Raw genomic sequence first — 19722 nt, 5'->3', positions numbered from 1 at the left:
AAGGGGCTCACGGTGCCGTTGCCGGCAGACCCCACGCATTAGCGCATACGCGCTGTGGACATCCCGTTTACGCGGTCAGCGCAGGGCGTCGCTCGGCACGTCGATCTCCATGGCCAGTGCCAGGTGATCGGAAAACGCCGCCGGTACCGCTTCGGCACTGCGTTGCTGCAGGCCGCTGCTGAGCAGGATGTGGTCGATGGCCCGGTCCGGCCGCCAGCTCGGGAAAGTGGGTACCGCGCAGCCGGGCGGTTGCAGGTTGGTCTTCTGGTACAGCACCTGCATTTCCGGGCGTTCGGCCAGGCAGTTGAAGTCGCCCATCAGCACCGCGTTGGAATGCTCGGACAACAGATCGGCGATGAAGGCCAGCTGCGACATGCGCGAGTTGGTGCCCAGCGACAGGTGCGCCACCGCTACCGCCAGGCCCTCGTTGCCATCGCCGAACTTGGCCAGCAGCACGCCGCGCCCGCCGATCCGGCCGGGCAGGGCATGGTCCTGGACTTCCACCGGTTCCAGCCGGCTCAGCAGGCCGTTGGCACTGGAGGCCACCCCGCCCATGCGGCGGTTGGGTTGGTGGCTCCAGTAATTGAAGCCGGCGCGCTCGGCCAGGTAGTGGGTCTGGTTGGTGAAGCCCGAGCGCAGGCTGCCGGGGTCGGCCTCCTGCAGGCCGACGATGTCGTGACCGCGGGCCAGCTGGGCGATGGCGTCCAGGCTGGTCCGCTTGCGCCCCGCCGGCAGCGCATGCGACCAGCTGCGGGTCACATAGTCGCTGTAGCGGCGGGTGCTGGAGCCGGCCTGGATGTTGGCCGTCAACAGGCGCAGGGTCCGCGTGTTGGGGGAAGTCACGACGGTCGCTTGCTCTTGGATGCTCAGTTGCCCTTGGCGGCGCGTTCGCGGGCGATCAGGTGATCGGCGATGCGCAGCATGTCCGGGAAGCTCTTGCCCTTGACCAGGTACTTGCCGTTGACGATCACCGACGGCGTGCCGGTGATCTGGCTGCGCTGGGCGAACTGCTTGGCGGCACTGGTCTTGGCGCTCACCGCGAAGCTCGACATGGCGGCTTCGAACTGCTTGGCATCGGCACCGTGCTTGGCATAGAACGCGGCGATGTCCTGCACCGAATCACGGCCGCGCTCGCCCTTCAGGGCCTGGTCGACGTGGATGGCCTTGTACAGCGCTTCGTGGGTCTTGTCTTCCAGGTTCAGCGCCTGTGCGGCGTAGAAGGCCTTGGCGTAGTCATCCCAGGTGCCGCCGAACATGGCCGGCACGTACACGAAGTTCACATCGCTCGGCAGGCCGGCTTTCCACGGCCCGATCAGCGGCTGGAACGCGGCGCAGGCCGGGCAGACGAAGCCGAAGACTTCGGCCACTTCGATCTTGCCGGTGGCCGGCTGGAACGGCTTGCCGTTGGCGATGACCACGTAGTCGGCGCCTTCCACGGGCGCCGGACCGGTCGGCTGCGAGGAAGCCGGGGCCGGGGCCGGGGTGGTGGCTTCGGCAGCGGCGGTCTCGGCGGCGGCGGTTTCGCCGCTGGCGGCCGGTGCGGCCTCGGTCGGGGCCGGGGCGGTTTCAGCCGCCGGAGCGCTGGTCGGCGCAGCCGGTTCGGTCGGCGTGGCGGTGTTGGCGGTGCCGTCCTGCGCCTTGCAGGCGGCCAGGATCGGCAGCAGGGCCATGAGCATGAGGGCGAAACGGGTCTTCATCGAAGCGTCTCCAGCAGAGCATGTTGGGGCCGGCGCGTCGGGCGCCGGCCAGGGGGGAATGATGACACGCGGCCGCCGGGGCGCCGCGTGCAGGGTGCGTGACGGTTCAGCGAGCCTTCGCGGCGCGTTCGCGGGCGATCAGGGCATCGGCGTTGCGCAGCATGCTTTCGAAGGACGTGCCCTTGACCAGGTACTTGCCGTTGACGATCAGCGACGGCGTGCCCTGCACCTTGACCCGCTGCGCGAAGGATTTGGCAACGGCCAGCTTTGCTTCCACTTCATCGCTCTTCAGCGCGGTGGTGAACTGCTGTTCGGTCACGCCGTAGTCCTTGTAGAAGCCGGCCAGCTCCGCGGGCGACACGTTGGAGAGGGGCAGCGAGCCCTTTTCATGCAGTGCATCGAACATCGCCACATGGCTGCGCTTGGCCACGCCCAGCTGGTCGGCGGCGTAGTAGGCGCGGGCATAGGAATCCCAGTAGCCGCCGAACACGGCCGGCACCGGCGTGAAGCGCACATCCTTGGGCAGCTTCTTCTGCCAGGCCTGCAGCAGCGGCTCGAAGTGGGCGCAGTGCGGGCAGGTGTAGCCGAACACTTCCGCTACTTCGATCTTGCCGGCCAGCGGCGCAAGCGGGCCGGGTGCCTGGATCACCTCGTAATCCTTGCCTTCCACCAGTGCGGCGGGGGCGGGCGCGGCCAGTACGGACAGCGGGCTCAGGGCCAGCAGCAACAGCATCAGGCGGGGCATCAACGTCATCTACATCCATCTCCATCGGAAAAAACAACGCCGGCCCAGTGCCGGCGTGGCGGTGAACATAACCCGCCGCCTGGGCGGGGCGCATCTGTCATCGGTCCCGGACAGCCGTCATTGGCGTGCACCGCCCACGGCCGAACGCGGCGCGGCGGTGGCCACGTCATCGGCGCGGTTGTGCAGGCCCTGCAGGTAGCTGCCCAGTGCCTGGATTTCCTGCTCGGTCAGCGACTTGGCAATGGTGGCCATGATCTGGAAGTGCGCCTTGTCGGTCTGTTGGGTCACGCCCGCCTGGTACTCCTGCAGCCGCCGCGCCACATACGAGGCGTGCTGGCCGCCCACGTGCGGGTAGGCCGGGCCCGGGTTGCCGGCCCCGGTGGGGCCGTGGCAGGCCATGCACGCCGGAATGCCACGCTGGGCATCGCCGCCGCGGTAGAGCTGCTGGCCGATTTCGTAGAACTTCTTGTCCTTGTAGGGACCTTCGGCCACCAGGCTGTCATCGGCAAGCCCGGCGCTGGCCTTCTGCGTTGCGAAATACGCACCGATGTCGCGCATGTCCTGCGGGCTGAGGTCCTGCACGAACGGCACCATCGCTGCCGATGCCCCCGACGTGCGCTGGCCGTTGGCGATCAGGGCCATCTGCTGCGAAGAATAGCGCTCGCTCTGGCCGGCGATGCTGGGGTACATCTCCACGGTCGAGTTGCCATCGGCCGAGTGGCACGCCGCGCACGCGGCAGCCTTGGTCTGGCCCGCCTTGGCATCGCCCCACGTGGTCTTGCTGAAATCGACTTCGAGCGACGCCGTCCTCACCGGCGTGTTGTCCGGCAGCGGGGTCACTGCGGTCTGGGCATAGGCAACAGCGGCGAGCAACGATACAGCGACAGCGGAAACGGCAAGAACGCGAGCATGGCGCATGCGGAAGCTCCGTGTGGACCGGCCTGGCGTGTGCAGGCTGCACACGCGGGGATCGCCCGATTATCCATGCCGTTTCACGCCGGGGTCAACGCGGCAGTGCGGCAAAACCCGTGACCGGCAGCACGCGGCGGGCCCGGACATGCGATCCTATGCCCATGTCATTGCTCCTCGAACGCGCCCATTACCTGCTCTCGGCCCACAATACCCGGCAATTGCCGGACGACGTGGGGGCCGAAGTGGCCTTTGCCGGCCGCTCCAACGCCGGCAAATCCAGTGCCCTCAACGCCCTGACCCGCCAGAACAGCCTGGCCCGGGTGTCCAAGACCCCCGGCCGCACCCAGCAGCTGGTGTTCTTCGAAGTCACCCCCGAGGCCAAGCTGGTCGACCTGCCCGGTTACGGCTACGCCAAGGTGCCGCTGGACCTGCAGGCGCACTGGCAGGCCTTCATCGACCAGTACTTCCGCACCCGCGAGGCCCTGCGCGGGCTGGTGGTGGTGATGGACATCCGCCACCCGCTGAAGGACTACGACCGGCAGATGCTGGCCTACGCGGTCCGGCGCGGGTTGCCGGCGCACGCGCTGCTGACCAAGGCCGACAAGCTCGGCCGTGGCCAGCAGGGCATTGCCCTGCAGAAGGTGCGCAAGGAACTGCAGTCCGCCTTTGGCGACACCGTCAGCGTGCAGACCTTCTCCGGCCCGGCCCGCCAGGGCGTGGACGAGGCGCGCGGGATCATCGGCGGCTGGCTGGGCCTGAACAAACCGGCGCCCGACGCGCCCTGATTGCTGTCACCCGACCAACGGTCGGGTGCTGCCGGCAGGTACCGACCGTTGCTCGGTGCATGCGTCAGCGCGCAGGCAAGGGTGCGAATTCGCCCGGTACCCAGGCGAAGGCTTCGCCTTCCCGACGGACATGCCCCAGGCCCGGGAACGGCAGGTGGGCACCGGCGACCCACCACCCCCCATCGGCGGCCTGCGCCATCATCGCGCGACGGCTGGCAATGGCGGCCGTGCGGTCGCTGTCGGCTTCGTAGGCGGCCTGCGGCTGGGCGAACTGCACGGCATGGAAGTGCACGATGTCGCCCCACACCAGGACCGCCTGCCGCTCACCGCCGTCGATCTTCCAGGACACATGGCCCGGGGTATGCCCGTGGCTGTCCAGCGCGGTGACGCCGTTCGGCAGCGCCTGCCCGGGACGGAAGCGGTGCAGCTTGCCGCTGGCCACGTAGGGCGCCACGGCCTTGCGGGCCAACGCGAAGGCAAAACGCACGCCCTGCGGCGCGCTGGCCTCGCTGGCCGGATCCAGCCAATACGCAGCATCGGCGTCGGACAGCCACACCGTGGCATTGGGATACGCGACCTGGTCCTGCGCATCGAGCAGGCCGCACAGGTGGTCGGGGTGGGCATGGGTGAGCAGGACATCATCCACCTCGGCCGGGTCGTAGCCGGCCTTGCGCAGGTTGCCCAGCACCTGGCCCAGCCCCGGGCCGAAGCAGCCGGCGGTGCCGGTGTCGACCAGGGTAAGGTGGTTGCCGCGCTGGATCAGGTAAGCGTTGACCGCGGTCTGCAGGCCCTTGCCGTCTTCGGGCACGTAGCGGTGGTCGAGCAGGCGGGTGACCGCGCCCGGTGCGATGCCGACCAGTTCCGAGCGACCCAGGGCCACGGTGCCGTCGAACAGGGCGGTGACCTCCAGGTCGCCGACCTGCTGGTGGTACACGCCGGGCACCTGTTGCAGCGGGTGGTGGGTGGTGGTGGCGAACGCAGGTGCGGCAACCGCGGCCAGCAGCAGGGCGGTGGCAAGGACACGCACACGGGGGAAGGACATGATCGTTTCCGTACAAGGCGGCAGCGCCGCGGTGCCTGCATGGTGCGCGGGGCGGGCGCGGCGTTCCGCTCAGAATGCGCGGCGAAACGCTCGCGGTGCGCTCAGCTGTTGCCGATCGCTGTCGGTTCCAGCCCGTAGCGCGCGGCGAAGCGCTTGCTGAAACTGCCCGGCGAGCGGTAGCCGACCCGCGCGGCCACGGTCTTGAGTGGCAGTTGGGTGGTGTAGAGCAGGTTCATGGCGTGGGCCAGGCGCGCATCGGCGAGCAGCTCGCGCACGCTGGACTGCTCGCTGGCCAGGCGCCGCCGCAGGGTGGCGCCGCTGAGACCGAGCTGGTCTTCGAAATCGCGCGATTGCCAGTCGCGTTCGGGCTGGGCGGCAATCAGGTCGCGGATGCGTTCGCCCAGGCTGGGCTCGGGTGGCACCAGCAGGCTGCCGTGGCCGCGCCGGCAGAACGCCAGCACCAGCGAAGCCAGGGCCAGGCGGGCTTCGGTGTACTGGGCGTGCTCCAGTGCCTGGCGCCATTGGCGCAGGGTGTCGGCATGGTCGTGCAGCGACAGTCTGGCCAATGCGTCGCCGGCCTCGGGCAGCGGCTCGTTCCACAGCACGCGTGCGGCCGACAGCGCTTCGGCGCACAGCGGCACGATCGCGCTGAGGTACAGCCCGGTCTGCGGATCGGGCGTGTTGACCACGTCGATCCGGCAGCGTCGGGTGATCAGGAACAGATCGCCGGGCACCAGTTGCAGGATCTGGTGCGCGGTGCGCACCTGCTTGCGCCCCTGCAGCAGGATGGCGAACTGCGGTTGCGGAATGTCCACCGACTGGGCGCCGTGTTCACGGCGGGCGGTGATGCAGGCATACCCGCCCGCGCGCTGGCAGTCGGCAAGGCTGGCCATCTCGGCCAGCAGCGGATCGGGGGTAACGGGCATGTCCATGAGGATGCAGTATCGGCCAAGCGGCCGCGCCATGCTGCTGCCACGCGCCGGGCCAACGCGCGCAAGCCAATGGCGGCGGGCATGGCAGGCGGTCAAGTCCCATCCAATAGGATGCAGAAAACCGTCACGGTGGCATGACGGCCGGAACCGCCACCCTATACTGCGCCCTTGCGATGCGGGGCGATCAGCCCCACATCCCCGTCCAGTCCAGAATCCCTGCGAGCCTCCCCTTGTCGAGCCCCAGCCACGTCGCCGAGACGCCGATCACCGACCGTAATGAACTGGTCGCCACGTTGGCCTCCGGCGAAAAGCCCAAGGCGCAGTGGCGCATCGGCACCGAACACGAGAAGTTCGGCTTCCGGCTGGACGACCTGCGCCCGCCCACCTTCGATGGCGAGCGCGGCATCGAAGCGCTGCTCACCGGGCTGACCCGCTTCGGCTGGGCGCCGGTGCAGGAGAACGGTCGCACCATCGCGCTGCTGCGTGACAACGCGTCGGTGACGCTGGAGCCGGCCGGGCAGCTGGAACTGTCGGGCGCGGCGCTGGAAAGCATCCACCAGACCTGTGTGGAAACCGGCACGCACCTCAACGAGGTGGCGCAGGTGGCGGCGGAGCTGGAGCTGGGCTTCCTGGGCATGGGCTTCCAGCCGAAGTGGACGCGCGAAGAGATGCCGTGGATGCCGAAGGGCCGCTACCGCATCATGCGCGATTACATGCCGAAGGTGGGTTCGCTTGGGCTGGACATGATGACGCGCACCTGCACGGTGCAGGTGAACCTGGATTACGCCACCGAAGCGGACATGGTGAAGAAGTTCCGGGTGTCGCTGGCGCTGCAGCCGATCGCCACCGCGCTGTTTGCCGATTCGCCGTTCACCGAGGGCAAGCCGAACGGTTACCTGAGTTACCGCTCGCACATCTGGACGGATACGGACGCGGACCGTACGGGCATGCTCGACTTCGTGTTCGAGGATGGCTTCGGTTACGAGCGTTACGTGGATTACCTGCTCGATGTGCCGATGTATTTCTCTTACCGCGATGGCGTGTACCACGATGCCAGCGGGCAGAGCTTCCGCGATTTCATGGTGGGCAAGCTGCCGGTGCTGCCGGGCCAGCTGCCGACGCTGCGCGACTGGTCGGACCACATGACCACGGCATTCCCGGAAGTGCGTTTGAAGAAGTACCTGGAAATGCGTGGGGCCGATGGTGGCCCGTGGGCACGGCTGTGTGCGTTGCCGGCGTTCTGGGTGGGCTTGCTGTACGACGATGCGGCGCTGGATGCGGCGTGGGACCTGGTGCGTGACTTCAGCCTGGTGGAGCGCCATGCGCTGCGCGATGGGGTGCCGAAGCATGCGCTGAACCTGCCGTTCCGCGGTGGCACGGTGCGCGACCTGGCGGCCGAGGCGTTGAAGATCGCTGTTGCTGGCCTGAAGCGGCGCGCGGCGCGCAATGCGGACGGGCAGGATGAAAGCCACTTCCTGGACGTGCTGCAGGAGATCGTGGCGTCGGGCATCACGCCGGCCGAGCGCAAGCTGGCGCTGTACCACGGTGAGTGGAACCAGAGCGTGGACCCGGTATTCAAGCAGTTCGCGTACTGAACCCCGAAAAAACCCCGGCCAGGCCGGGGTTTTTTCTTCTACATCATGCCGCCAACGTTGCCATGTCGATCACGAACCGGTAGCGCACATCGTTTTTCGCCATGCGCGCCCAGGCTTCATTGACGGTCTTGATGTCGATCACTTCCACGTCGCTGACGATGTTGTGTTCGGCACAGAAATCCATCATTTCCTGGGTTTCGGCCATGCCGCCGATCGCCGAGCCGGTCACGTGCTTGCGGCCGAAGATCACGCTGGAACCCATCAGTGGCGGGTCCAGTTCGGTGATCACGCCCACCAGGCACATGGTGGCGTCGCGCTTGAGCAGCTGCATGTACGGGTTGGTGTCGTGGCTGACCGGGATGGTGTTGAGCAGGAAGTCAAAGCTGTTGGCATGGGCCTTCATCTGCGCCGGGTCGCGCGAGACCAGCACTTCATCGGCGCCCAGGCGCTTGGCATCGGCACCCTTTTCCGGGGTGGTGGTGATCATCACCACGGTGGCGCCCATCGCCTTGGCGAACTTCACGCCCATGTGGCCGAGGCCGCCCAGGCCGATCACGCCGACCTTCTGGCCGGGGCCGACTTTCCAGTGGCGCAGGGGGGAGTAGGTGGTGATGCCGGCGCACAGCAGCGGGGCGGCCGCCTTCAGGTCAAGCGTGTCGGCGACCTTCACCACGAAGCGCTGTTCAACCACGATGTGGTCGGAGTAGCCGCCGAAGGTGAGCTGGTCGCTGCCGCGCTCCTTGCTGTTGTAGGTGTAGGTCGGGCCCTTTTCGCAGTACTGCTCCAGGTCGTGGTCGCAGGCGTCGCAATGGCGGCAGGAGTCGACCATGCAGCCGACGCCGGCGAAGTCGCCGACCTTGAAGCGGGTGACGTTGGCGCCGACTTCGGTGACCCGGCCGATGATTTCGTGGCCCGGCACCATCGGGAACTGGGCGCCGCCCCAGTCGTCGCGGGCCTGGTGCAGGTCGGAATGGCAGATGCCGCTGTAGAGGATCTGGATGCGGACATCGTCGGCACCGACCGGGCGGCGCTCGAAGGAGAACGGCACCAGCGGCGCGGTCTGGTCATGCACGGCATAGCCATGGGCGAGGGACATGGAGATATCCTGGGATTTATGGAAAGGCGCTTTACAATACGCCCGCTTTCCATGGGTATACAGTCAGTATATCGGCATGATTCATCAAGGCAGACTGCACAATCGTGGCTACTGACAACCTGACCCACCTGGCCGCGTTCGCGGCGGTAGCCCGCCACCGCAGCTTCCGCCGTGCCGGGGCGGAACTGGCGCTGTCGACCTCGGCGGTGAGCTACGCCATCCGCGCGCTGGAAGAGCGGTTGGGGGTGGGGTTGTTCCACCGCACTACCCGCAGCGTGGCGCTGACCGAGGCCGGGCAGCGGCTGCTTGATCGCCTGCAGCCGGCGCTGGGCCAGGTGCATGACGCGCTGGAGGAGATGAACCACTTCCGTGCGGCGCCGGCCGGGCTGCTGCGCATCAATGCCACCCGCGCGGCGGTGCATACCGAGCTGGGCCCCCGCCTGGCGCATTACCTGCGCGCGCACCCCGATGTACGGCTGGAGGTGGCGCAGGACGATGGCCTGGTGGATATCGTGGCCGAGGGCTACGACGCGGGGGTGCGGCTGCATGAGTTCGTGCCCGAAGACATGGTGGCGGTGCCGCTGGGGCCGCCGTTGCGCGGGTTGATCGTGGCGTCGCCGGCCTATCTGCAGGGCCGGGCGGTGCCACTGCACCCGCGCGAGCTCGTGGAGCATGAGTGCGTGCGCTTCCGCTTTGCCAGCGGCCATCTGTACAAGTGGCAGTTCGAGCGCGATGGACAGACGCTCGACATCGATGTGCCGGGCCGGCTCACGCTCGGGGATCAGCACACGATCCTGCAGGTGGTGCTGGACGGCCTGGGCCTGGCCTACGTGCTGGAGGATGCGGCGCGCCCGTACCTGGACGACGGCCGGCTGGTGGCGGTGCTGGAAGACTGGAGCGAACCGTTCGCCGGCTGGGTGCTGTACTACCCACGCCAACGGCAGATGTCCTCGGCATTGCGCGCGTTCGTGGATATGCTGCGCGGGACCGATTGAAAAAGGGGAACCTGCATGATCCGTTCGATCCTGGTGGTGCTGTGCACGCTGGCGTTGCTGCTACCGGGGGCGGTGAAGGCCACCGCGCAGATTTCGGACACGATCGAGGTGAACGGCGAGAAATTCCCGCTCAACACCAATCCGCTGTCCGCGCATCTGAAACGGATCGGCTGGACGCCGCCGGAAGACGCCGTGATATCCAGCGCGAACTGGCGCGGCTACGTGGCCCGCTGGCGCATCGACCAGGACCAGCTGGTGCTGGCATCGATGACCATCCGGGTATCCCCGGAGGAAACCAAGGAGCTGCTTCCGACCCTGTTTCCCAACGTTGCGCGCGTGTTGGCCGACTGGTACAGCGGTACGCTGGTGATCCCCGATGGGAGCCAGATCCGGCACGTGCACATGGGCTATGGGTCCCTCTACGACCACTACCAGCTGATCCGGGTGGAGGCCGGAAAGGTGGTCGAACGCAAGGCGATGGACGCTGCGGCGTTCGAGGCCTACCGCGCGGCGAAGTTCGAGGCTTACCAGAAAACAGCGGAATTCCAGCGCGATTTTGCCGACGCCCGCAAGAGCGGCATGTCCAAGCGAGAGGCAGATGATTTCCTGCGCGCTTTTTCCGCCGAACAGTACCTGTCGCACTGATGACGCGCGTCAGTCGCTGATCTCGTCGTAGCCACGGCCGAGGAACTGCAGCAGGCAGAAGCCGTGGCCGAACGGATCGGCGAGCAGGGCGATGCGTCCCCAGGCATGGGTTTCCGGCGGCCGTTCCACGCGTGCGCCTGCGGCCACGGCGCGTGCCAGGGCGACATCCAGGTCCTTCACTATCCAGTCCAGGTGCAGCGGCGTCCAATGCCGGCGGTAGTCGCGGCGGTCTCGCACCTGCGGCGTGGCCGAGGTGCCTGATGCCTTGACCAGCAGGTAGATCGGTGCCGGTCCACCCAGCAGCTCCACGCCGTCGCCTCCGAAGCGCCGTCCCGCGCGCAGCTCGAACGCGCGCGTGTAAAACGCCAGCGCGTCATCAAGGTTATCGACATCGATGTTGACCAGAAACTCCATACAGGATCCTCAAGAAGCCAACAGTCACCCCGGCGCCATCGTAGAGCCAGGCCCTGCCTGGCTGCCACGTTCAGTACATTTACTGACCTTCGCCGGCCAGAATGGTGCAACGATGGTTTCCAGATTAGCGGACCCGCACCACTCCCTTGAGCTCGGCCACCCCGGAGCACCGGTCATGTCGTTCTCCCTGCCGTCCCGCAACAGCCTCTTCATCCTCGGCCTGCTGACACTGGTGTTGGCGTTCGCCCCATGCGCCCACGCCGTAGAACCGCTGGACGCCGTCAGTGTACGTGTCAGCGGCTATGTGACGTCGTTCGATACCGAGATCCGTGCCGATGGCGAAGGCAGGCGCGGCACCGACATCGACCTCCACCGCGACCTGGGCCTGGGCGACGACAACCTGGTAGCCAACGTCGGCCTCACCTGGCGCCCGTGGGAAAAGCATGAGTTCGCACTCTCGTACTACACGCAGAGCGCCGATGCGACCCGCCAGATCAACCGCGACATCGAATTCGACGGCACGCTCTACGAAGCGTCCAGCACGATACGAACCGATGTGGATATCGATGCCTACGAGGCGTCGTATACCTGGTGGGCAGCATCGCGCAACCAGTGGGCATTGGGTCCGCGCGTCGGCCTGGTCTGGTACCGCATGGAGCTGGGCATCAAGCTCGATGTGGACGTGGGTGGCAACCAGGGCGGTGGCGCAGCCAGCAGCCGGGTATCGGCCGATGTGCCGGCGCCGATGATCGGCGCCGGCTGGCGTTGGACGCCGTCAGAGGACTGGCGCCTTTCCGCCGACGTGGGCTACTTCACCGTGAGCGTCGACGACATCGACGGCGACATCTACTTCGGCCGCGCCGGTGTGGAATGGTTCCCCTGGGAGCGCACCGGCTTCACCCTCGACTACACCTATACCCGCATCGAAGCAGACGCCGACAAGGACAGCTTCAGCGGCAACGTCGACTTCAAGGACGCAGGCCTGCGGCTCGGATTTGTGTATCGGTTCTGAGGCTATGTGGCGAGTAGTTTGCGGATCTGTGCTTCGGTTGCCGCGTAATCGCCTTCGCCGAAATGCCGGTAGACGATGCGGCCTTCCTGGTCGATCAGGTACAGCGCCGGCCAGTACTGGTTTCCGTACGCGCGCCAGGTCTGGTAGGCGTTGTCCTGCGCTACCGGCCAGGTGACACCGAGCCGCTTCACTGCCGCCGCCACGTTGCGCGGCAGCTTTTCATAGCCGAACTCGGGGGTGTGCACGCCGATCACGGTCAGGCCCTGGCTGGCGTAGGTGTCATGCCACCGCTTCACGTGCGGCATCACGTTGAGGCAGTTGATGCAGGAGTAGGTCCAGAACTCCACCAGCACCACCTTGCCGCGCAGCTGCTGCAGCGATTGCGGCGGGCCGTTGAGCCAATGCTCGATGCCGGTGAACTCCGGCGCCTGCGGCGCCGGCATGTTGGGGCTGGGCGGGACCGGGTCGGCCGCTGCGCCCGGCGTACAGGCGCTGGCGGAGATGCACGCGGCCAGCAGGGTGATGATCGGGCGAAGCATGCGCATGGTCCTTCTCCTCAGGCGAGTGAGAGCTGTACGTCGATGTTGCCGCGCGTGGCCTTGGAGTACGGGCAGGTGAGGTGCGCAGCCTCCACCAGTGCCGTGGCCTGCGCGCGGTCCATGCCGGGCACGCTGACAAGCAGCCGTGCCTGCAGCTGGTAATCCTCGCCGACCATGCCGAGGTCGACTTCGGCGTCAACGGCGGTGTCGGCGGGCAGGGTCAGGTTCAAGCTGCGCGCGGCCTTGGCCATCGCGCCCTGGAAGCAGGCTGACCAGCCGGCCGCGAACAGCTGCTCGGGATTGGTGCCCGGCTTGCCGCTTCCCGGCGGGGACAGGGCGATATCCAGTTGGCCGTCGTCGCTGTACGCGCGTCCGGCGCGACCGCCGACGGTGTGGGTCTTGCCGGTGTACAGAACCTTGTCGATTGCATTCATGGGAATTGCCTCGGTATGGATGAAGGGGGCGGATCAGAGTGCAGCGGCGTCAATCACCGCCTGGACGAACGCCTGCGGTGCTTCCTGCGGCGGGTTGTGGCCCACGCCGCCCTGCAGCAGGCGATGCTCATAAGGCCCGGTGAACTTGGCGGCATAGGCCTCGGCCTTGGGGTGCGGCGCGCCGTTGGCATCGCCCTCCAGGGTGATGGTCGGTACGCCGATGGTCGGCGCCTGCGCCAGGCGCTGCTCCAGCGCGGCGTACTTCGGCTCGCCATCGGCCAGGCCCAGGCGCCAGCGGTAGTTGTGCACGACGATGGCCACGTGGTCGGGGTTGTCGAGCGCGGCGGCGCTGCGCGCGAACGTGGCATCGTCGAAGCGCCACTGCGGCGAGGCCAGCTGCCAGATCTGGCGGGCGAAGTCGTGCGTGTAGCGTGCGTAACCGGCCTGGCCGCGATCGGTGGCGAAGTAGAACTGGTACCACCACTGCAGTTCGGCCTGCGGTGGCAGCGGCGTCTTGCCGGCTTCCTGGCTGCCGATGAGATAGCCGCTGACCGAGACCAGCGACTTGACCCGTTCCGGCCACAGCGCGGCAACGATGTCGGCCGAGCGTGCGCCCCAGTCGAAGCCGGCCAGGTTGGCGCGCGGGATGTGCAGGGCATCAAGCAGGTTCAGCACATCGGAAGCAAGCGCCGCCGGTTCACCATTGCGCGGCGTCTGCGCCGACAGGAAGCGGGTGCTGCCATAGCCACGCAGGTGCGGCACGATCACCCGGTAACCCTTGGCCGCCAGCTGCGGCGCGACCTCGGCATAGGCATTGATGTCATAGGGCCAGCCGTGCAGCAGTACGACCACCTCGCCGTCGGCCGGGCCCAGCTCGGCGTAGGCCACGTCCAGGTCGCCAGCGACGACATGCTTGTTCGCCTGCAGCGGGGGCGGCGCGTGTGCGACGGCCACCGTCGGCGCGGGGACGGGCAGGGCAGGTGATGCGATGGCGGATGCAGAGGCCGCCAGGGCCATCGCCATGCCCAGCAGGGAGGCGCCGAACGACCGCGGCGAATGGGACAGCGGGAAAGAAGAAGGGGTGTGCATGGTGCTCTCCGTTGACGTTCAGATGGCCCAGCCGCCATCGATGGTCAGGCTGGAACCGGTCATGTAGGCCGCTTCATGGCTGGCAAGCCAGGCGGTGAGTCCTGCGACTTCATCGGGCTGGCCGACCCGGCCAAGCGGGTTGCGCTGCACCAGCTGGTCGACGAAGTCGGCGGTGATGTCGGTGGCGATCGGTCCGGGCTGGATGTTGTTGATCGTGATCCGGCGCGGCGCCAGGTCCAGCGCCAGTTCGCGCACCAGCGTGGCCACGGCGGACTTGGTCATCGCATAGACGCTGCTGCCGACCGCACCGCTGCGCACGGCGGTGTTGCTGCCGATGGTGATCAGGCGACCCCCATCGTTCATGGCAGCGGCGGCGGCCTGCACGGCGAGGAACACGCCACGCACGTTCACGGCCAGCATCCGGTCCAGCAGGTCGGTGGGAAAGTCGGCCAGCGGGCTGCCCTGGTAGATGCCGGCATTGACCACCGCCACCTGCAGCGGGCCAAAGGTGTCCACCGCTTGTTTGACCGCTGACGCGATGGCCCGCGCATCGGCGCTGTCAGCCTGCAGGGCGATGGCCTGGCCGCCGTCGGCCTGGATCGAGGCGACCACCGCGGCGGCTTTCTCAGGCTGGGAGACGAAGGTCAGCGCCACGGGATGACCCTCGCGGGCCAGCCGCCTGGCAATGGCGGCGCCAATGCCACGGGAGCCGCCGAAGACCAGCGCGGTGTTGGAACGGGGGGAGACGGTGGCATTCATGCAGATGTCCTCGGGGTAGGCGGCCAGCGGAGGAGCCGCCGGCGTTGGAGGCCATTCAACGCCTGCCCCGTATCCGGCAGGTGTCGGCGAACCCGGAGATTTGTCGCCTTTCCGCACCACGGCGGCGGTTGATACACAGTCATACAAATGGATGTCCCCGCCGGCCCGCAGCACCGCGCCGGCGGCGATACCATGCGTCCACGGGCCCGCAGCGGGTCGCCGATGGCCACCACGCGGAGCAGGCATGAGCACCCACACCGACCACATACTGGTTGTCGATGACGACGCCGATATCCGCCAGCTGGTCGGCGACTACCTGCGCCGCAACGGCCTGCGCGTAAGCCAGGCGGCCGACGGGCGCGAGATGCGCGCCACGCTGGAGACCAGTGACGTGGACCTGATCGTGCTGGACGTGATGATGCCGGGCGAGGACGGGCTGTCGCTGTGCCGCAACCTGCGTGCCGGCAAGCACCGCGCCGTACCCGTGGTGATGCTGACTGCGCGCGATGATGAAACCGACCGCATCATCGGCCTGGAAATGGGCGCCGACGATTACGTGGTCAAGCCGTTCTCCTCGCGCGAGCTGCTGGCGCGCATCACTGCGGTGATCCGGCGCGCGCGCATGCTTCCCCCGAACCTGCAGGTGAGCGAGGCCGCACGGTTGATCCGCTTTGGCAGCTGGCGGCTGGATACCAGTGCGCGGCACCTGCTGGACGAGGCCGGCACGGTCTATCCGCTCAGTGGCGGCGAGTTCCGCCTGCTGCGCGTGTTCATCGACCATCCGCAGCGCGTGCTCAGCCGCGACCAGCTGCTCAACCTGACCCAGGGCCGCGACGCCGAACTGTTCGACCGCTCCATCGACCTGCTGGTCAGCCGCCTGCGCCAGCGCCTGGGCGATGGTGCGCGCGAACAGACCTTCATCAAGACCGTGCGCAGCGAAGGCTATGTGTTCAGCCAGCCGGTCGTGCTGCTCGACGAGGACGCATGAACGTCCCGGCGCATCGCCGTAGGTTCTCCTGGTTGCCGCGCACGCTGGGTGCCCGCCTGTTGCTGATCCTGGCCGCCGGCATGCTGCTCGCGCACGGCCTGTCGTTCGCGCTGCTGTTCCACGAGCGCGCCACCGCTACCCGCGCGATGATGTTGAGCAACATGGAGGACGACGTGCCGCTCAGCGTGGCGCTGCTCGAGCATCTTTCACCGGCCGAACGCACGGCATGGCTGCCGCAGCTGGAACGGCGCACTTACCGCTATCTGCTGCGCCCCGCCCAGCCGGGCAGCGCGCTGGCCAGCGAGCGCGCGCGCCAGGTGGCCGGGCTGATCGATGATTCGCTGGCGCATCGCTACGCATTGCGGCCGCGCGCGGTCTCCGCCTCGCCGGAGCGATACGAAGTGGAGCTGACCTTGGCCGACGGCCAGCCGTTGACCATCGAAGTCACCCCGTCGCTGCTTCCGATCGCGCGCTGGCTGCCGTGGGTGCTCGCCGCGCAGGTGCTGGTGTTGCTGGGCTGCGTGTGGCTGGCGGTGCGCCTGGCCACACGCCCGCTGGTACGGCTGGCCGAAGCCGCCGACCGCCTGGACGTGGCCGGGCAGGGCGATGCGATCAGCGAACAGGGACCGCAGGAAGTGGAGGCCGCGGCACGCGCGCTGAACGCGCTGCAATCGCGCGTGGCCGCCCACGTCAGCGAACGCATGCAGATACTGGCGGCAATCTCGCACGACCTGCAGACGCCGATCACCCGGCTGCGCCTGCGCATCGAATCGCTGGACGAGACGCCCACGCAGGAGCGCCTGCTGGGCGACGTGACCCAGCTCAGCCAGCTGGTGCGCGAGGGCATCGATTACGCGCGCAGCGCAACTGTCAGCATGGGCACTCCCGTGCAGCTCGACCTGCCCGCGTTCCTCGACAGCGTGGTGGGCGACTACGAGGAGGTGGGCAAGCCGGTGCGGCGCGTGGCCGGTGCGCAGGCCACGCTGCCGACCCATCCGCAGGTCCTGCGGCGGGTGGTGCAGAACCTGATCGACAACGCGCTGGCGTACGCCGGCAGCGCCGACGTGGGCCTGACCGTAGGCGCGCACGGCGAGGTGAGCATTGATGTGATGGACCGTGGGCCAGGCATTCCCGAGGCGTCGCTTGCGGCGGTGCTGCAGCCCTTCCATCGGCTGGAGCCTTCGCGTGGCCGCGCCAGTGGCGGCACCGGGCTGGGCCTGGCCATCGCCGACCAGCTGGCCCGGGCGCTGGGGGGGCGGTTGATCCTGGCCAATCGGGAGGATGGCGGGCTGCGCGCAACCTTGGAGCTGCGCCGGGAAAATGCTGCACTGCGCACAAAGCCGGCGCTTGAATCGATCTAAACTGGCCCCTCGATGATCTGGCATGGGAGGGCAGGGCATGGGGTTTCGCAGCACGATGATGGTGGCCGCAGCACTGGCGGCAGCAGTTTCATTTGGCGCGGTGGCCGCGCCGATGTCCGGCAACCCGATCCTGCCGGGCTGGTATGCCGATCCTGAGGCGGCGGTGTTCGGCAAGACCTATTGGATCTTCCCCACCAGCTCGCGACCGTATGCCGAGCAGACAGCGTTCGACGCGTTTTCGTCGCCCGACCTGGTGCAGTGGACCCGGCATCCGGGTGTGCTGAAGATCGAGGCGGTGTCCTGGGCAAAAGAAGCACTGTGGGCCCCGTCGGTGGTGGAGAAGGACGGAAAGTACTATTTCTTCTTCTCCGCCAACGACATCAAGAACGACAGCGAAGTGGGCGGCATCGGCGTGGCCGTGGCCGACCGGCCGGAGGGCCCGTACCGCGACCTGCTGGGCAAGCCGCTGATCGGTTCGTTCCACAACGGAGCGCAGCCCATCGACCAGTTCGTCTTCAAGGACGACGACGGCACCTGGTACATGCTCTACGGCGGCTGGAAGCACGCCAACATCGTGCGGTTGAAGGACGATTTCACCGGCATCGTGCCGCTGTCCGACGGCACGCTGTACAAGGAGATCACCCCCGCGCCGGAATATGTCGAGGGCTCGCTGATGTTCAAGCGCGGCGGCCGCTATTACTACATGTGGTCCGAGGGCGGCTGGGGCGAGCCGGACTATTCGGTGGCCTACGCCATTGCCGACGCGCCCACCGGGCCGTTCAAGCGGATCGGCCGGATCCTGCAGCAGGACCCGGCGGTCGCCACCAGCGCTGGCCACCACTCGCTCATCCATGCGCCTGACGATGACAGCTGGTACATCGTCTACCACCGCCGCCCGCTGGGCCGGACCGGCCGCAATGAACGGGCCACCGCCATCGATCGCATGGAGTTCGATGCGCAGGGGCATATCCTGCCCGTGAAGATGACCCACGAAGGCGTGCCGGCGCATCCTTTGCCCTGACGCGGTTTATGGCAAAGTTGCGCCATGGCTTACCCGCCATGGCTACAAGGAGAGCAGGGATGATGAACAGGAGCGTATGGGTGCTGGCGCTGTGCCTGATGGCCGGCGCGGCGATGGCTGACAGTGTCCGGTTCGGCAACAATCTGGTGAATTCGGGCGACAACGCAGGCCGGGTCGTCCAGGTGGCCGGCAAGCCGGACCGGGTCATCCAGGAAGAAAGTGACCAGGGCGGAAACCTGGGCGAGCGCTGGGAGTATTACCAGTCGCGCAAGACCGTCCAGATTGTTTTCCGGGACGGCCGGGTCACTGCCATCCGGGAAATCTTCAACTGACCACGCCGGCGGCGGACCATTCGTCCGCCAATACGTTGCGCACCCCCGTGATGTGCCATGCTTCCTCCTTCCAACAGGGAGCATGCCGTCATGGCCAAGGGTCTGGACAAGCAGAAAGAGCAGAAGAAGAAACCTGCCAAGACTGCGAAGGAAAAGAAGGCGGAAAAAAACGAGAAGAAGAACACGCGCGGTTTCGCACCGACCTGATCCCTTCCGTTCGCTTCACCGCTTTCACAACGTAGGGGCTCTACCCCCGGCAGTACAAGTACCGGTCGTGAAACCGTGCAAGTTCGGTTTCGCGGCCGGCGTTGCCGACGCATCCTGTCCCACCGGAACCGGGTAACTCCGATGCCGTTGCTGAGCTTCACCGACTTCGAGGCCTACGCAGACGCGCTCGCCGGCGTGGACGGCCTGATGCGCGTGACCGGACCGGTGGGCCGTGCATGGACACTGGACATCCTGGACGCCGGTGACGTCACCGCGATGCTCGGCGTGGACGGCGCCCCGGCGCTGTACAACGGGCTGAGCCAGCCCGGTCGATACGTGGTCCACATCTCGCTGCCCGGCAGCGATGCGTTCATGCAGGGGAGCGCGACCGCCGATGACCAGTTCGTCTGGTTCGCACCGGGTGTGGAAGTGCACGGCTTTACCCGCAGGCAATCACAGTTCCTCGCGCTGGACATGGACGCCGCTGCGGTGGTGCAGCGTGCGCGCGAAGTGGCCGGACTGTTCGACGACCATATCGATCGTACCTACGCGGTGAATGTCGGCCGTGCCGAGATGGCACCGATCATTACCCTGGTCACCCGCGCACTGGCGATCCATCGGCAGACCCCCAGCGTGTTCGATGAGCCCAGTGTGCGCCGCTCGTTCAGTGGCCAGGTGATCCACGCACTGCTGCGCTGCATGGTGCTGGCCAATCCCGAAGCCGTGCGGCGCACCCGCGGTCGGCCGACCTTGCCGCGCAACGAGATCATCCGCCTCAGCCTGGACCACATCCACAAGAGCATCCGGGGGGAAGCGGTGATCGGTGACCTGGTGCTGAGCGCGGGCACCTCGCAGCGTTCGTTGAGCCGCGCGTTCGATGAAGTGTTCGGCATGGGGCCGCACCAGTACTTCATGCTGGAACGGCTGCACGTGATCCGCAAGGCGCTGCGCGAGGCAACCCCGGGCGACACCGTCACCTCGGTGTGCGCACGCTACGGGGTGTGGGACCAGGGGCGCTTTGCCGGCATGTACCACCGCACGTTCGGCCTGCATCCGTCGATGGAGCTGGCGGCGGCGCTGGAGTCATGGCGGGCCAATACAACCGCCAGGGACAAACGCTGA

22 protein-coding genes are annotated in these 19722 nt (G+C 67.3%); 10 read left to right on the top strand and 12 right to left on the bottom strand.

The features are described 5' to 3' along the window. Nucleotides 1-75: 75 nt before the first annotated feature. The 4 genes from ACQG3P_RS04165 to ACQG3P_RS04150 all read right to left on the bottom strand — a co-directional run bounded on the left by ACQG3P_RS04165 (nucleotide 76) and on the right by ACQG3P_RS04150 (nucleotide 3360). Nucleotides 76-813 (bottom strand): endonuclease/exonuclease/phosphatase family protein, encoded by a 738-nt coding sequence (locus tag ACQG3P_RS04165; protein WP_176472599.1) that lies wholly within the window; start codon nucleotides 811-813, stop codon nucleotides 76-78. Nucleotides 814-866: 53 nt separating this feature from the next. Beyond that, nucleotides 867-1697, bottom strand: a complete 831-nt coding sequence (locus tag ACQG3P_RS04160) for a thiol:disulfide interchange protein DsbA/DsbL (protein WP_426804294.1) — start codon at nucleotides 1695-1697, stop codon at nucleotides 867-869. A gap of 106 nt (nucleotides 1698-1803) precedes the next feature. Further along, nucleotides 1804-2451 (bottom strand): thiol:disulfide interchange protein DsbA/DsbL, encoded by a 648-nt coding sequence (locus tag ACQG3P_RS04155; protein WP_426804293.1) that lies wholly within the window; start codon nucleotides 2449-2451, stop codon nucleotides 1804-1806. 108 nt (nucleotides 2452-2559) lie between these two features. Beyond that, complete coding sequence (locus ACQG3P_RS04150; RefSeq protein WP_095362934.1) at nucleotides 2560-3360, bottom strand: c-type cytochrome; 801 nt, start codon at nucleotides 3358-3360, stop codon at nucleotides 2560-2562. Between the two features lie 155 nt (nucleotides 3361-3515). Between ACQG3P_RS04150 and yihA the strand changes: the two genes are divergently transcribed. Next, nucleotides 3516-4139, top strand: a complete 624-nt coding sequence (gene yihA / locus ACQG3P_RS04145) for a ribosome biogenesis GTP-binding protein YihA/YsxC (protein WP_068853999.1) — start codon at nucleotides 3516-3518, stop codon at nucleotides 4137-4139. A gap of 64 nt (nucleotides 4140-4203) precedes the next feature. Here yihA and ACQG3P_RS04140 read toward each other — a convergent pair whose 3' ends face one another. Both ACQG3P_RS04140 and ACQG3P_RS04135 read right to left on the bottom strand, forming a co-directional pair. Beyond that, nucleotides 4204-5181 carry an MBL fold metallo-hydrolase gene (locus ACQG3P_RS04140; protein WP_426804292.1) on the bottom strand — a complete coding sequence of 326 codons (978 nt, stop codon included), beginning with the start codon at nucleotides 5179-5181 and terminating at the stop codon, nucleotides 4204-4206. Between the two features lie 101 nt (nucleotides 5182-5282). After that, the gene (locus tag ACQG3P_RS04135; protein ID WP_426804354.1) at nucleotides 5283-6107 is read right to left on the bottom strand and encodes a helix-turn-helix transcriptional regulator; all 825 of its coding nucleotides are present in this window, start codon (nucleotides 6105-6107) and stop codon (nucleotides 5283-5285) included. Nucleotides 6108-6343: 236 nt separating this feature from the next. On the opposite strand from ACQG3P_RS04135, the gene ACQG3P_RS04130 reads away from it, so the two are divergent. Beyond that, nucleotides 6344-7708, top strand: a complete 1365-nt coding sequence (locus tag ACQG3P_RS04130) for a glutamate--cysteine ligase (protein WP_068853996.1) — start codon at nucleotides 6344-6346, stop codon at nucleotides 7706-7708. 43 nt (nucleotides 7709-7751) lie between these two features. Here ACQG3P_RS04130 and ACQG3P_RS04125 read toward each other — a convergent pair whose 3' ends face one another. Beyond that, the gene (locus ACQG3P_RS04125) at nucleotides 7752-8804 is read right to left on the bottom strand and encodes an NAD(P)-dependent alcohol dehydrogenase (protein ID WP_093533557.1); all 1053 of its coding nucleotides are present in this window, start codon (nucleotides 8802-8804) and stop codon (nucleotides 7752-7754) included. Nucleotides 8805-8908: 104 nt separating this feature from the next. On the opposite strand from ACQG3P_RS04125, the gene ACQG3P_RS04120 reads away from it, so the two are divergent. Then, on the top strand, nucleotides 8909-9799 hold the full coding sequence (locus ACQG3P_RS04120) for a LysR family transcriptional regulator (RefSeq protein ID WP_426804291.1): 891 nt from the start codon (nucleotides 8909-8911) through the stop codon (nucleotides 9797-9799). 15 nt (nucleotides 9800-9814) lie between these two features. After that, complete coding sequence (locus ACQG3P_RS04115) at nucleotides 9815-10444, top strand: hypothetical protein (protein WP_426804290.1); 630 nt, start codon at nucleotides 9815-9817, stop codon at nucleotides 10442-10444. 9 nt (nucleotides 10445-10453) lie between these two features. On the opposite strand, the gene ACQG3P_RS04110 is transcribed toward ACQG3P_RS04115, so the two are convergent. Next, nucleotides 10454-10858, bottom strand: coding sequence for a VOC family protein (locus ACQG3P_RS04110; RefSeq protein ID WP_426804289.1), 405 nt, complete (start codon nucleotides 10856-10858; stop codon nucleotides 10454-10456). 175 nt (nucleotides 10859-11033) lie between these two features. On the opposite strand from ACQG3P_RS04110, the gene ACQG3P_RS04105 reads away from it, so the two are divergent. Then, nucleotides 11034-11870: an outer membrane beta-barrel protein gene (locus tag ACQG3P_RS04105; RefSeq protein ID WP_426804288.1), complete on the top strand. Its 837-nt coding sequence runs from the start codon at nucleotides 11034-11036 to the stop codon at nucleotides 11868-11870. A gap of 2 nt (nucleotides 11871-11872) precedes the next feature. Here the strand turns inward: ACQG3P_RS04105 and ACQG3P_RS04100 are convergent, their stop codons facing one another. From ACQG3P_RS04100 to ACQG3P_RS04085, 4 genes are read right to left on the bottom strand one after another with little or no spacing between them, the layout of a single operon-like run. Continuing rightward, nucleotides 11873-12415 carry a thioredoxin family protein gene (locus ACQG3P_RS04100; RefSeq protein WP_426804287.1) on the bottom strand — a complete coding sequence of 181 codons (543 nt, stop codon included), beginning with the start codon at nucleotides 12413-12415 and terminating at the stop codon, nucleotides 11873-11875. 11 nt (nucleotides 12416-12426) lie between these two features. Next, complete coding sequence (locus tag ACQG3P_RS04095; RefSeq protein WP_426804286.1) at nucleotides 12427-12843, bottom strand: organic hydroperoxide resistance protein; 417 nt, start codon at nucleotides 12841-12843, stop codon at nucleotides 12427-12429. A gap of 33 nt (nucleotides 12844-12876) precedes the next feature. Continuing rightward, the gene (locus ACQG3P_RS04090) at nucleotides 12877-13932 is read right to left on the bottom strand and encodes an alpha/beta fold hydrolase (RefSeq protein WP_426804285.1); all 1056 of its coding nucleotides are present in this window, start codon (nucleotides 13930-13932) and stop codon (nucleotides 12877-12879) included. An 18-nt stretch (nucleotides 13933-13950) separates the two neighbouring features. Continuing rightward, complete coding sequence (locus tag ACQG3P_RS04085) at nucleotides 13951-14691, bottom strand: SDR family NAD(P)-dependent oxidoreductase (RefSeq protein WP_354276383.1); 741 nt, start codon at nucleotides 14689-14691, stop codon at nucleotides 13951-13953. Nucleotides 14692-14935: 244 nt separating this feature from the next. Between ACQG3P_RS04085 and ACQG3P_RS04080 the strand changes: the two genes are divergently transcribed. From ACQG3P_RS04080 to ACQG3P_RS04060, 5 genes are all read left to right on the top strand, one after another. Further along, nucleotides 14936-15679 carry a response regulator gene (locus ACQG3P_RS04080; RefSeq protein WP_083214210.1) on the top strand — a complete coding sequence of 248 codons (744 nt, stop codon included), beginning with the start codon at nucleotides 14936-14938 and terminating at the stop codon, nucleotides 15677-15679. Further along, nucleotides 15676-17040 (top strand): sensor histidine kinase, encoded by a 1365-nt coding sequence (locus tag ACQG3P_RS04075; protein ID WP_426804284.1) that lies wholly within the window; start codon nucleotides 15676-15678, stop codon nucleotides 17038-17040. Before ACQG3P_RS04080 ends, ACQG3P_RS04075 begins: the two co-directional genes overlap by 4 nt. Before the next feature lie 37 nt (nucleotides 17041-17077). Next, on the top strand, nucleotides 17078-18061 hold the full coding sequence (locus ACQG3P_RS04070) for a glycoside hydrolase family 43 protein (protein ID WP_249833089.1): 984 nt from the start codon (nucleotides 17078-17080) through the stop codon (nucleotides 18059-18061). A gap of 62 nt (nucleotides 18062-18123) precedes the next feature. Then, the gene (locus tag ACQG3P_RS04065; protein ID WP_143584386.1) at nucleotides 18124-18393 is read left to right on the top strand and encodes a DUF2845 domain-containing protein; all 270 of its coding nucleotides are present in this window, start codon (nucleotides 18124-18126) and stop codon (nucleotides 18391-18393) included. A gap of 348 nt (nucleotides 18394-18741) precedes the next feature. Beyond that, nucleotides 18742-19722 carry an AraC family transcriptional regulator gene (locus ACQG3P_RS04060; RefSeq protein WP_068853987.1) on the top strand — a complete coding sequence of 327 codons (981 nt, stop codon included), beginning with the start codon at nucleotides 18742-18744 and terminating at the stop codon, nucleotides 19720-19722.

It is taken from the genome of Stenotrophomonas sp. SrG, assembly GCF_050031795.1.
Lineage (GTDB): Bacteria > Pseudomonadota > Gammaproteobacteria > Xanthomonadales > Xanthomonadaceae > Stenotrophomonas > Stenotrophomonas rhizophila_A.
This window is presented reverse-complemented; position numbering and strand designations above follow the sequence as displayed.